The 13635-nt window shown below is 30.0% G+C and carries 13 protein-coding genes and 1 riboswitch; of the genes, 10 read left to right on the top strand and 3 right to left on the bottom strand.

Translation table 11 applies throughout. The annotated features are described in order from the left end of the window. Nucleotides 1-156: 156 nt before the first annotated feature. Nucleotides 157-241: riboswitch (cyclic di-GMP riboswitch) on the top strand. An 88-nt stretch (nucleotides 242-329) separates the two neighbouring features. From OCV55_RS10145 to OCV55_RS10100, 10 genes are all read left to right on the top strand, one after another. Then, a complete protein-coding gene (locus OCV55_RS10145; protein WP_147580539.1) occupies nucleotides 330-3890 on the top strand; it encodes a SpaA isopeptide-forming pilin-related protein in 3561 nt (1186 codons plus the stop codon). A gap of 55 nt (nucleotides 3891-3945) precedes the next feature. Beyond that, nucleotides 3946-5337 carry a SpaA isopeptide-forming pilin-related protein gene (locus tag OCV55_RS10140; RefSeq protein ID WP_147580538.1) on the top strand — a complete coding sequence of 464 codons (1392 nt, stop codon included), beginning with the start codon at nucleotides 3946-3948 and terminating at the stop codon, nucleotides 5335-5337. A gap of 63 nt (nucleotides 5338-5400) precedes the next feature. Beyond that, nucleotides 5401-6249 carry a class C sortase gene (locus OCV55_RS10135; protein ID WP_147580537.1) on the top strand — a complete coding sequence of 283 codons (849 nt, stop codon included), beginning with the start codon at nucleotides 5401-5403 and terminating at the stop codon, nucleotides 6247-6249. 4 nt (nucleotides 6250-6253) lie between these two features. After that, nucleotides 6254-7111 carry a class C sortase gene (locus tag OCV55_RS10130; RefSeq protein ID WP_107030452.1) on the top strand — a complete coding sequence of 286 codons (858 nt, stop codon included), beginning with the start codon at nucleotides 6254-6256 and terminating at the stop codon, nucleotides 7109-7111. Nucleotides 7112-7125: 14 nt separating this feature from the next. Continuing rightward, a complete protein-coding gene (locus OCV55_RS10125) occupies nucleotides 7126-8133 on the top strand; it encodes a DUF5979 domain-containing protein (protein WP_147580536.1) in 1008 nt (335 codons plus the stop codon). A gap of 12 nt (nucleotides 8134-8145) precedes the next feature. Next, nucleotides 8146-8643: a hypothetical protein gene (locus tag OCV55_RS10120; RefSeq protein WP_147580535.1), complete on the top strand. Its 498-nt coding sequence runs from the start codon at nucleotides 8146-8148 to the stop codon at nucleotides 8641-8643. A 12-nt stretch (nucleotides 8644-8655) separates the two neighbouring features. Next, nucleotides 8656-9396: a hypothetical protein gene (locus OCV55_RS10115; RefSeq protein ID WP_052010791.1), complete on the top strand. Its 741-nt coding sequence runs from the start codon at nucleotides 8656-8658 to the stop codon at nucleotides 9394-9396. Nucleotides 9397-9406: 10 nt separating this feature from the next. After that, entirely contained in the window at nucleotides 9407-10144 is a 738-nt protein-coding gene (locus OCV55_RS10110; protein WP_267309903.1) for a hypothetical protein, read from the top strand. Further along, on the top strand, nucleotides 10145-11008 hold the full coding sequence (locus tag OCV55_RS10105; protein WP_052010792.1) for a MucBP domain-containing protein: 864 nt from the start codon (nucleotides 10145-10147) through the stop codon (nucleotides 11006-11008). Further along, the gene (locus OCV55_RS10100; protein ID WP_147580534.1) at nucleotides 11008-11526 is read left to right on the top strand and encodes a signal peptidase I; all 519 of its coding nucleotides are present in this window, start codon (nucleotides 11008-11010) and stop codon (nucleotides 11524-11526) included. Before OCV55_RS10105 ends, OCV55_RS10100 begins: the two co-directional genes overlap by 1 nt. Before the next feature lie 205 nt (nucleotides 11527-11731). On the opposite strand, the gene OCV55_RS10095 is transcribed toward OCV55_RS10100, so the two are convergent. Genes OCV55_RS10095 through OCV55_RS10085 form a run of 3 tightly spaced genes read right to left on the bottom strand, consistent with a single transcriptional unit; the run spans nucleotide 11732 to nucleotide 13625 of the window. Beyond that, nucleotides 11732-12787, bottom strand: coding sequence for a type IV pilus twitching motility protein PilT (locus tag OCV55_RS10095; protein WP_032089512.1), 1056 nt, complete (start codon nucleotides 12785-12787; stop codon nucleotides 11732-11734). A gap of 9 nt (nucleotides 12788-12796) precedes the next feature. Further along, nucleotides 12797-13234, bottom strand: a complete 438-nt coding sequence (locus OCV55_RS10090) for a hypothetical protein (protein WP_147580533.1) — start codon at nucleotides 13232-13234, stop codon at nucleotides 12797-12799. Continuing rightward, complete coding sequence (locus OCV55_RS10085; RefSeq protein ID WP_147580532.1) at nucleotides 13224-13625, bottom strand: hypothetical protein; 402 nt, start codon at nucleotides 13623-13625, stop codon at nucleotides 13224-13226. The genes OCV55_RS10090 and OCV55_RS10085 overlap by 11 nt, the downstream gene beginning before the upstream one ends. Nucleotides 13626-13635 lie beyond the last annotated feature (10 nt).

Below are 13635 nucleotides of genomic sequence, written 5' to 3'. Positions count from 1 at the left end.
AAAAATGTCGTTTGGTTTTGTAGGATTGTCAAAAATTGAATAAGGATATAAAATAATAAAATTAAATAAAAAATATGTGAAAAACTGAGAAAATTTGTTATAAAAAATGGCTTTTGAAAAATTGAAAGAGCGTTGATTTTATGATAGGATTCTAGTGAAGGATAATAGCAAAATTAGTGAAAGCTAATGACGCAAAGTTACGGGTCTAAGTACAAAAGTATATGATTGCCGGGCCGCCCAATTCAAAAAAGAATAGGCGGCTTTTTACCGTCTTATATGAATAATTAATAAAATGATGAATATATATATTAAAATGGGAGGTAAAAATTATGCTGAAACGTATGAGAAGAATTGGTTTATTTGTTCTAGCAATAGCAGTAGTTATTAGTAGTGCAATTATTGCCTCTGCTAATGAAAGAAGTGGTACTACTACAGGAAGTGCAACAGCACAAACAACTGCTTCTAGTTATGTAATAGAAAATAAAAGTAGCGATAAAAAAGATATTACAGTTACAATTCAACATTATAATGGAAGCAAAAAAATCTATTCAGATGATGTGAAAACTCTATCTTATGGATCAAAAATCAACGATTACGCTAAAGCAATAAATTGGGATGTAAGTAGTGTAACTGTTGATGGAAATGCCGTATCAAATAAAAATTATATTGAATTGACAGGAACTGGAAGTGCAACGGTTGTAGTGAATTACACTGCCAAAGAAACAGATGTATTAGGAGATACTTCTTTCTATGATTACACAGTAAGAGCTGGTGAATCAAATGGAATATATTATTCTTTTAATATGTTAGGAGATAATACTAATCAAAGATTGACATCTGGTACATCTAGAAATTCATGGAAAGGTGTTTATTGGAATGGATGGCAAAATATTGAATATCAAAGTAGAAGTGATTTAGGTACAGGAAACAATTATGAAACATATTCTTATGAATTGATGAAAGATGACTATGATGTTAATGCTTATACAGGAAGCAGCAAAGTAATTGAAGGATTGTTGAATGGTATAGATAGTGATGGAAATGTAAAATTTAATTATACTGAACCAGGATTCTTTGTTAAGAGTAATGAAACAGTAACAATCAATGGAAAAGAAACTTATCTTAGACGTTATATAGATAGTATGAATTTGAAATTTCATAAAACAGGTGATACTTATAAATTAACTTCAGTTATTGATACAGCACAAAATAATAAAGAAGTGACAACAAGTGGTTCAAATTTCTTCCCACTTAATGATTATTCTACAGAAGGAACACCAAATTATTTTTTTGGAATGAGATATGATGTTGAATTCGCAATAGGTGATTATGTCGGTGATTTGACTTATAAATTTACCGGTGATGATGATATGTGGGTGGTTTTAGATAATACCAATGTCATTATTGATTTAGGTGGAATTCATGCTGCAGCTACAGATAGTGTTGATTTGTGGAGTAAATTAGGCTTAACTCCTGGAAGTTTAACAGAAGATCAAAAAAATCAAACGCATAAATTAACAATTCTTTATATGGAACGTGGCGCTGGAGAATCTAATTGTCAAATGGAATTTACTCTTCCAAATGCAAAAGTTGTTGATGTTATAGAAAAGCCAAAAGCTGATTTGAATCTTCAAAAGGTTGATGAAAACGGAAATGGATTAAGTGATGCAGTATTTAAGTTAGAAAATGATTCAACAAAAGAAGCAAGTAGAGTTAAATCAACTAGTGATGGAAATATTACTTTTAGTGGTTTAAAAGAAGGTACCTATACCTTAACAGAAGTAAGTGCTCCAGATGGCTATTTAGTTTCTGATGATACATGGAAAGTAAGAGTTACAGTTGATAGCAATAATAATGCAGTTGCAAAGCTCTACTTGGTTAAAGATGATCAAGAACAAGAAGTAGCACAAACAAATGGTAAATATAAAATTGAAAATAAAAAGGTTCAAGAAATTATTGAAAACTCTTTACAATATGACAAGACTGCAAAAGTAAAAGATTGGGATGAAAGAACATATGATATTAACATTACTGCTAAATCTTTATCTACAAGTTCAAGCGTAGTTCAAAAAGAAGCAGTAGCTGATATTATGATGGTTTTAGATATTTCAGGTAGTATGCTTTACAATGGGAATAGTAACAATCCTACAGATAATGGAGGATTTAGAACTGTTGGAAAATACTGTGATGTAAAAAATAGTTTAGATGTTAATAAGGTGTATTATTATGATAATACATTAACAGATGTTTCATATAAGCATACTAATGGTAATTCATATACTTATAAAAACGCTAAATATCCAATGATTTATATAAATGATACATGGAAATATTATAACGGAAGTAGTTGGGTAAATGTACCAGATAAGATTTCAGGTTATTATGGAAATAAAAAGGATAACAACACAACAATTTATACATTGGATAGTGGATTAACTGGATTAAAAGAAGCATCTTCAGCATTTATTTCAGCAACAGCAGAATCCTCAGAAAATAGTAGAATTGGTGTTGCAACATTCAATGCTTATGGAAATAATTTAAGCAATCTAGTAAATGCAAGAGATAATAAAAATAGCTTAAAACAAACAATTGCAAGTATCTATGCAGCTGGTGGTACGTCTCCTCAAAAAGGCTTAAGTATAGCACAAACAAATTTAGCTAATTCTAAACGTACAGATGTTCCTCAATATGTTATTTTATTTACAGATGGGGCACCTTCTGAAGACACGGATAAAAATGATTCCAAAGAAATAGCAAGACAATTAAGAGAATCGGGTATAACGGTATATACAGTTGGATTAAAGTTGAATGATGAAACATCTAATTGGTTATCTGAAAATATTGCATCAACAAATTGTGCTTTTACAGCAGCAAATGTTGATGAATTAAAGGTAATCTTTGCTAAAATTCAACAAACAATATCACAAAATATTGATATTAAAAATGCTAATATTTTTGATGTAATTGATCCACGTTTCCAACTAGTAGGTAATGATGGAAATGTTATAACGGATGAAGCGTTAAAACAAGGTGAAATAGAAGTTACAGGAACTAATGGCAAAGTTGGTATGGCGTATTATGATGAAGTTAATAATACCCAAGCAATTAGATGGACTGATCAAACGATTCCAAATGTTAATACTGGCGAATGGAACACAACAATAACTGTTAAAGCACGTGACAAATATATAGGTGGTAATAACGTTCCAACTAACGTAAGTCCAGATTCAAAAATAACGACAGGTTTTGGTGAAGCTGTTTTACTTCAACCTAAAGTGAATGTAAAAGTTGATATTGCAACCAGTAATGATGATATTTGGATCAATAGTGGTGAGACAGTTCCAGTTGATGATACTAATATTGGAAATAGTAAAGTCTTTGATATAGGAAATGTTGTTAATAGTAAAGGTAATGTTGTATATAAGTACAATGAATCAACGAAAGAATTTGAAAAAATTACAAAAGGCGATTTAACTATACAATGGTATACTGATGATCAATGTACATCAGAAACTACGAAAGATAAGATTTCTAAAGTTAAACCAGATGGTAGAACGGATTTCTTCTTAAAAGTAGGATATGATGGTGGTAGTGCTACTGATGAAAGTAACACAAATACCAATGGAAATAAGGTTGGTAATAGTGAATCTAATATAGGATATGCTATTAACGATGGTAAAAATGGTAATGACAAAGAATGTGTTACTGATTTTGAAAATTGTAAAAAGAATAAATCTGAATATGGTATTTATAGAATACATGTGAAATATACTTTACCTGAAACAGGTGGAACAGGAATTTATTGGTATATGGCAGGTGGTATGTTGCTTATGATGGTAGCAGCAGTTGCTATATATAGAAAAAGGTATTATGAGTATATGAACAAATAGTTTTCCTATTTATTCATAACTCTTATATATATAAAAAAAGAAAGGGAGATAGAATATGAAATTATTTAAAAAAGTTTCAGCAATGGTGGTTTCATTATTGATGGCACTAGCAATGGTAGTACCAGTAGCTGCCGCTAATCCAACAATTACAGTAAAAAACATTGCTACAGACGAAAATGTAACATTATCTTATTTAAAAGTTGTTAAACAAGATAAAACTACAAAAACAGGATGGGCTTTTGTTAGCGATGAAGTAACTAAAATTTTTAAAGAAGAGTATAAAAAAAATGATGCTCAAGCTATTTTAGCTTCATTAGCTAATAGTGCTGCTCATTCTAAAGCGTTAGCTAGATTAGGAAATTTAAATGGATTTACTAAATTTACAGATAACGCTGGAAGAAAAACTGAAGTAGATGGTGCAGGGTTATATGTTGTTAAAGTTGTAGATAACTCAAATAAATATACTTATAACGTTATGGCTGCTCCAATTAATTTTGATTATGCTGGAAATCCAGCAACATTAAGAAATGCTGAATTAAATGTAAAAAGATCAGAAACTAGATTAACTAAAACAGTTAATGATGCAGATGGTGCTGTACACAATGGTCAAACAGTGACTTATACAATTAATGTAAAAGTTCCTTCAATTGATCCAACTGCAACAAATAAGTTATTTAAAGTAACTGATGCATTAACAGGTGCAGAATACAAAAAAGATACAGTTGTTGTTAAATTAGGGGATAGTAAAATAAATATTGCTCCTACATTTGATGATGCAACTAATTCATTTGAATTAGATTTATCATCTTTCATTGATGATACAAACAGTAATGCTGGAAAAGATGTTACAATTACTTATGATGTATTAGTAACTTCTGAAAATGATAAAGTAACAAATACGGCTAACGTAAGTCGTACAGGTTCAGAAAATTATTCAAGTGATTCTGTAGATTTATATGAAGGTGCAATTACTTTAACAAAAACAAATGATTATGAAAAAGAAAGTGATAAAAAATTATTAGCTGGTGCAGGATTCAACGTATTAGATAAAGATGGAAATGTTCTTAAATTTGTTGATAAAGGTAATAACACTTATGTATTAGCTAAAGATCAAACAGTAACTACTGGTGTCGTAACTGAAGTTGTAACTGGTGCAAATGGTCAATTAGTAGTTAAAGGTTTAGATAAAGGTGAATATCAATTTAAAGAAGTTACTGCTCCTGATGGATATTCTATTAATGAAACTAATTCAAGTGCTACTTTAACAATTACTGGTGATAAAGCAACTGCAGAATTTACTGCTGATACAGATATGAGAGATACAGAAGTGGGTGCTTTACCTGAAACTGGTGGTATTGGTACTACAATCTTTACAGTAGGTGGATGTGCAATTATGGTTGCAGCTGCTGCATTATTCTTTATGAATAAAAAGAAACATGAAAAATAAAATAATTATCAGAGGCTTTTAGCCTCTGATTCTTAAAATGATATAAGAATAAGGAGAGTCCAGATGAAAAAGAAGTTAAGCAATATAGTTATAATCTTGATATTCGTTGCTGGTTTGTCCTTATTGGTATATCCATTTGTTGCCAATAAGTGGAATAGTTATAGACAAGATCGTTTAATCAGTAACTATGAAAAGATAGTAAGTCAAAAGAGTGATTCAATAGATTATGATGCAGAAATGAAAAAAGCAAAGGCATATAATGATGCTTTAGCACCACATATTTTGCCGGATTCATTTATTAAAGCAGAAAATCAAAAGTCAGAAGATAAGTCATATACTTCAGCTTTAAATCTTGCTGGGGATGGAATAATGGCTATTGTTGAAATTCCTAAAATAGATGTGAAGTTACCTATTTATCATACAACGAGTGAAGAAGTATTAAGTAAGGCTGCTGGGCATTTGGAAGGAAGTTCTTTACCTGTAGGGGGTAAAGATACGCATGCAGTTATTTCTGCACATAGGGGGTTGCCAAGTGCAACATTGTTTACTGATTTGGATCAAGTTAAAAAGGGAGACCACTTTTTGGTCCATATTTTGAATAAAACGTTATGTTATGAAGTTGATAGTATTGTTGAAACTGAACCTGATGATACATCAGCTTTGGCTGTGCAAGAGGGAAAAGATTTAGTTTCGTTGCTCACATGTACACCTTATGGTGTGAATACTCAACGTTTGATTGTAACAGGTCATCGTGTTTCTTATAACAAATCTGTTGTAAATAAGGAAAAGAAAAATGGTTTTACAAGTCTTCATACGAATTATTTGTTATGGGTTATTGTTGGTTTAGCTGTTACTGGTGGTTTTATCTTTATTTTATATAAAAAGGATAAAAAGATGAGATCTAAGGAGTAGTTATATGAAAAAGAGATTACCGAGTATTTTGGTTGGATTGTTATTCTTAGTTGGGTTGGGTATTATGATTTATCCTACTGTTTCTAATCAATGGAATACTTATCGACAAAATAAATTGATTAGTAATTATGAAAAAATAGTTGATGATATGTCTGATGAAGACTTTAGTCAAGAATGGCAAAATGCACAAGCATTTAATGAAACAATAAGTGGGAATAATGTTTTTGCTGATGTGTTTGGTGAAAAGTCCAAGGATAGTGAAAATAGTGAATATAATCGAGTTTTAAATATGAATAATGATGGAATCATGGGATATATTTCTATTCCTGAAATCAATATTAAATTAGCCATTTATCATGGGACAAGTGATGATGTTTTACAAACGGGTGTTGGTCATATTAATGGGTCTAAACTTCCTATTGGAGGTGAAAGTACACATTGTGTTTTAGCAGCGCATAGAGGTCTTCCTAGTGCAGAGTTGTTTACTGATATTGATCAACTACAAACAGGTGATAAATTTTATTTGCATATTTTAGATAAGGTTTTAGCTTATGAAGTAGATCAAATTTTACCAATGGTTGATAAAGATGATCATCAAACTTTACAAAATGCTTTGTCTATTACTGAGGGTCAAGATTATGTTTCATTATTTACTTGTACACCTTATGGAGTGAATAGTCATCGTTTAATTGTAAGAGGACATCGTGTTGAATATAATGGTGAAGAAGATGTTAAACAATCTGTTGGAGATAGAATGTTAGAGTCTATTAAAAACTATTATATGTTGATTTTAGTTTTAGGTTTATCAATTACGATACTTGTTATTATTATAATGAGATATGTTTTTAATAAAAAGAAATAAGGGAGGATATGAGGATGAAAAAGAAATTTTGTAAGTTATCGGCTATCTTTATAGCGTTGATAATGATGTTTACGGTTGTTGTTTTACCAAGTGTTGAAGCGGCATTACCTGTAGATGTTAATAAAAAATGTAGTTTAGAAATTTCAATTAGCTCTCATAGTTATGCTGAGGATTTGTCGAAAAATGATGTTCAGGTGGATCTTTATAAGGTTGCTTCTATTAGCCAAGGTGGCAATTATACAGGTTTAGATGCATTTAAAGACATTGATTGGTCAACTGTTAAATATGATGCAACTCAATCAGCGAAGACTTGGAAACAAAGAGCAAGTGAAGCTTCTAAAGTCATTAAAGATGCGACTCCAGCTTATACAGCAACTTTAAAAGGCGGATATGTTAAGCTAACAAATTTACAAACAGGACTTTATTTAGTTGTTGTTAATGATATGAATAGTCAATATTATTCTTATAAGTTTACACCTTATTTAGTTTCTCTTCCAAATAATTATTATTATACAACTAAAAAGGATGATACATGGTATTATGATTTAGTTGGTTCGAAAGCTATTGGTATTAAAGCTGATCGAGAACTAAGAATGAGTTCTATTCAAATTACTAAAAAATTAACAAGTCAAAATACAACTTTAACAACAAATGCAACATTTGTTTATCAAGTTGATATTGAAACAATTGAAAATCAAAAAGAAACAAGATTTATTACTTTAAATTTTGATGAAGTAAAAGAGAAAACAATTAGAATTGCCGATATTCCAGCAGGTTCAAAAGTAACTGTTACGGAAGTTTATACAGGAGCTGGTTATGAAATTGTTGGTGATTCTAAAAAAGTTTTGGAATCATTAGTGGCAGATGAAGATAGTCAAGAGATTGCAACGGCAAGTTTTGAAAATAAAGCTTCTAATGAAATTCATGGTGGTTATGGAATTGTTAATAATTATAAATATTCAAAAGAAGATCAAGATTATACAGTTAAACAAAGTAAAGAAAATAAGACAGTTCAAGAGTAGGAGGATAGAGATATGAGAAAATTAAACAAAAAATTAGTATTATCTATTGTTGCTCTTGTGATGATTTCTACTTTAGGTATTGGTAAAGCTTTGGGATATTTTACGACTCATACGAATGCAACTGGTGGATATAAAATGGATTTAGGTTTTACAGATACGAAGATTGAGGAAGATGTTGATAAAGATGGAAAACATGTTGTGATTACTAATGTTGGTGATTATGATTGTTTTGTGAGAATTAAAGTTTTTGCAGCGGATAACCTTAAAATTAAATATAATTTAGGTAAAGATTGGCAAGAAAGTGATGATGGGTATATTTATTATAATAAAGTGCTTTCTTCTAAAGATAAAACAAGTGAATTAAATATTAAATATACACTACCTGAAGTAAATGATGATAATAAGGATAAAGATTATAATATCGTTGTTATTCAAGAATTTACACCGGTTGTTTATGATGATCAAGGAAACTTAATTGCTAATTGGCAACAAGTTTATGAAACAGAGTAGGAGGTTATGGTAATGAAAAAAGTGAAATCGATTTTTATGAAACCTACAATCCTTCTTGGTATAGCTGCTGTTTTATTACTTGGAAGTGGTGTAGGAAGTGCACGTGCAGCACTCACATATTATAGTGATCAATATTCAGCTTCTATGGATATGTCTACAATTGGAGTTTCTTTAAAGGAGAATGGAAAGGTTGTTAGTTCAAAGACGTATGATGATCAAGGAGATGCAACAACTAATGGTGAAGGTAAACTTCTTCAAAATTTATTAAAAGATGATGAAAAGTTTGTTTTAGGAAAAACTTATGATGAAAAGTTAGCTGTAGAAAACAGTGGTAATATTGATACTTTCGTAAGAGTTGTTTTAACAAAGAGTTGGCAAGATAAAGAAGGGAAAAATGTTGATTTATCACCAGCATTGATTGAATTAGGATTTAATCAAGATGGATGGGTCATTAATGAGGCTCAATCGACAGATGAACGTGTTGTTTTATATTATACAAAGGTAGTTGAAAGTAAGAAAACAACACCGGATTTTATGAAAACTATTCGTATTAGTAATCAATTGTCAACAATGTATACGAAAGTAGAAGACGAAAAAACAATTAAATATCAGTATACTTATAATGGATATACATTTACATTAGATGCAGAAGTTGATGCAGTACAAACTCATAATGCGAAAGATGCTATTAAGAGTGCTTGGGGAATTGATGTGAATGTTAATGACGATGAAACTGAATTGAGTTTAGGATAGGAGGGTACAGATGATGAAAAAAAGAATTTTGTGCCTTGCTATGGCACTTATGATGATGGTTGGTACTTTTTCAACAGTTCAAGCTAAAGAATTAGTAGGAAAAGATCATTGGAAAGTTTCATTTGATGGTAGCCAAATGACAACTAATTTTGGTAAAGATCAAATGAATGATGAATTAAGTAATATTCAGCCTGGAGATTCAATGACTTTAAAAGTTAAAATCGAAAATAAAAATAGTCAATATACTGATTGGTATATGACAAATGAAATTATTAAGACATTGGAAGATGGATCAAAGGCAACTAATGGTGCTTATGAGTATCGTCTAGCTTATGTAGATAGTCAAAATAATGAAAATTTAATTTATGACAGTTCTACTGTTGGAGGAGATAGTTCACAAGGGTTAAAAGAAATTAAAGGTCTTGATGATTATTTCTATTTAGGAAGATTGGCTAAAAATGATGTTGGGTATGTCACACTTACACTAAGTGTTGATGGAGAAACACAAGGTAATAGTTATCAAGCGACAATGGCACAATTGGAAATGAATTTCGCTGTAGAAAACGTCTCTAATCCAGCAGTAACTGTTAATAAAATAGAACATAAAAATGTTTATTCTACTGTTAAAACGGGAGATAGTACAAATATTTTATGGTATTGTGCATTAGGTTTAGTAAGTGGTTTGTTACTCATTATCCTTGCAATTTTCTTTAAGAAAAAATCAAAAGATGAAAAGAAAGGAGAATAAATGATGAAGCGATTAAAAAAATTATTTATCATGATGATGTCTTTGACAGTTTTCCTTTCTCTTGCTTATACACAAGTCTGTGCATATGGATATAAAGTTACTTTATATACTGGTAATCAAGGAACAATTAATAGTCAAAATGAAATGAGTATAAATGTTTCTAAAGGACAAATGGTTTCTTTAGATCTATCACAAATAGAATTACCTCAAGATAGTAAATACTATGTTAAAGGTATTCGTTTGAGTGGGCATGATAGTGTTGATAATTTGGATCCTGCAACTTTTGTAGTTAATGGTGATTTAGATTATGTTGTTGTTTATGGAGTAAAAGGTAATCAGGTTTCTTATACGATACGTTATGTAGATGAAAATGGTAAGCAATTATCTGAAGATACCGTTTTATATGGAAATGTAGGAGATAAACCGGTTGTAGCTTATAAATATATTGATAGTTATATACCTCAATCCTATGCTCTTACAAAAACACTTGTTGAAAATGAGAAAGAAAATGTCTTCACATTTACTTATAAACCAGGTGAAACGGGTGAAATAATAGAAAATACAAATATTGTTACAACAGTTATTTCAACAACACCTTCAACAAATGCAAATCAAGGTAATAATGGAACAGGAAATGCAACAGGTGTAACACAAAATAATGATGGGGATACGACAACAGCTGGAGATGAAGATGTTCCACAAGGTTTAGTTGATTTAGATGATGAAGATACACCAAAATCTAATATTTCAGTTAATAATGAAAAAAATAGTTCAACACCAATTTATGCAGGTATAGCAATCTCGCTTGCAGCAATTGTAGGAATTATTGTAGCATTTATGACAATTAGAAAGAAAAGAGTTTAATGTCACAAAAGAAAAAGAACCCAGTAGCTACAGTATGTAGCTTGCTGGGTACTATTTTATTAATTGTTTTAATATTAGGGTGTATACCATTAACTGTTCCTAAAGCATTTGGATATAATATTTATACTGTCATTAGTGGTAGTATGGAACCTGCAATTCCTGTAGGTAGTCTTGTTTATGTAAAGTATCAAGAACCTGAAACAATTCAAAAAAAAGATGTTATTGCATTTTATGGTGCTAAAGATGCTTCTTCTATAGTGACACATAGAGTTGTTACGAATAAAAAACTTTCTGGTGAATTTATTACAAAAGGAGATGCAAATCAAACAAAAGATATGAACCCTGTAAATTATAATAATTATATGGGTAAAGTTGTTTTATCAATTCCTGTCATTGGTGGTATTGCACAATCTTTGACAACAGGTAGTGGTAAAATTGCTTTATTTTGTTTAATAGCATTTATTCTATTATTAGAAATTTTAGGAAGTTTGTTACATAAAGTAGAATTTAAAAAATAGTCCAAAAAAAGAAGGAAAAGAGAAAGATAAAATAATAAAAAAGAAATATTTGTGAATTAAATGTGAGACAAATGTGAGACAAATTATCTTTAAACATATGATACAATTAAATCAAGAAAGCTCCTTACATCAATAGTGAAGAAGATGTTTTAAAAATTATTTGTTAATAAAAACCCATTTTTATTTTAGAAAATGGGCTCTAATTTTACAATTTCTTTTTTAACATTTCTTCATTTGTAGCGTAGTTCAATGCAGTTTCTTTTGTGATTTTTCCTTCTTTATAGAGATTGAGTAAGCTCATATCAGTTGAAATCATATCAGGTTTATTAGATGCGTAAAGGATACCATCAATTTGAGGTATTTTATGATCTCTAATCATATTACGAATTGCAGGTGTAACTGTCATAATTTCAAAGACAGGAATCAGTTCTCCATTAATATCAGGAACGAGTTGTTGAGTAACAATGGCCTGTAATACCATTGAGAGTTGTACAGCAATTTGTCTTTGTTGGCTTGCTGGAAAAACATCAATAATACGATCTATTGTGTTAGCTGCACCAATTGTATGTAAGGTAGAAAAAACAAGATGACCGGTTTCTGCTGCTGTCATAGTTACATCTATTGTTTCATAATCTCGCATTTCTCCTAGTAAAATAACGTCAGGACTTTGTCGTAGTGAAGCACGTAATGCGACTACATAGCTTTTGGTATCAACTTTTACTTCTCTTTGACTTACAATGCTTTTTTGGTGTCTATGTAAAAATTCAATAGGATCTTCTAGTGTAATAATATGTTTTTCTTGTGTTTTGTTAATTTCATTAATAATACAAGCAAGTGTTGTTGATTTACCACTTCCTGCAGGTCCAGTAATTAAGACAAGACCTTTAGACAATTTAGAAAAATCAATAATTTGTTGAGGAATACCTATAAGTTCAGGTTGTGGTAAATCGAAAGTGATGATTCTTACAACAGCAGATAAGGCACCTCTTTGCTTATAGGAACTTACACGAAAACGAGAAATTCCTGGTAATGCAAAGGAAAAATCATCATCACCTTTTTCTTCTAGAATATTAATATCTCTATTGCCAGCAAGTTCATATATTTCTTCTAGATATTTTTTTGTTTGAGGTGGCATAAGTTTTTCTTCATTTTCATGATGAATAGAACCATTTGCACGATAAGAGATAGGCAAACCAGCGACAATAAATATGTCTGAAGCATGTGCTTCGACAGCTTTTTCTAATAAATTTACAATATTCATAATACTCTCCTATTCACTTCCTAAAAGAGGAAGTGTACTTTCATTTTTCCATTCTTTGGAAGTTACTTCTTGCCATTTAATAATTTTATATCTGTCTTGATCTTGAGTTAATTGAATTTCAACATCTAAATCTTGATATTGATCAATGTTTTCTTTAAATGAAATGTAAGTATTATTATCTTTTAAAGAAATTTCTATATTTTTAAGAGAAGATAAATCTTTATGGCTAATGATTGCTTGATCAATTTCTTTTAATTGTTTTTGTGCATGAGAATAAGCTAAATAATAATTTTCAGTTTTTAAAACAGCTTTATCTGTATATTTTTGATCTCTTAGAGAACTAGACAAAGAAAGTGTTGAAAAAACAATTAAACAAATAACAATAAAAACAACAAGTAATAAAGAAGTTCCCATATTAATAATTGGAAAAGATTTTTTATGATTCATGGTTATCCTCCTTTATATATTGATCACTTGTAATAGAATAAATCTTTTTGTGGTAATGATAGACTCTTACATGAATTGTTTCTATTGAATCTTTATCACTACAATAAATTTTAATAGAATAAGTTGAATTCTTTTTATGACAATCTTTCCAGTTTTTATCATAATAATGAATATATTCTTGATTAACTTGATAAATTGTAGGATCATTTAAAAATTCTTCTACATAGCCTGTTGCTAAATTCATAGAAATATTGATATCATTTGTTTCTTTAGATAAAGAATGGGCTTTAACGAAAAATTGAACACATATACTTGATGCTAAAGCAAAAAAAGCAATGGCAATTACTAATTCGAAAATAAAAGTATGTGTTTGTCTATTAATATTTTTCATTTTAGACCTC

The sequence above is a fragment of the [Clostridium] ammoniilyticum genome, assembly GCF_025566905.1.
Classification (GTDB): domain Bacteria; phylum Bacillota_I; class Bacilli_A; order Erysipelotrichales; family Coprobacillaceae; genus Faecalibacillus; species Faecalibacillus intestinalis.
This window is presented reverse-complemented; position numbering and strand designations above follow the sequence as displayed.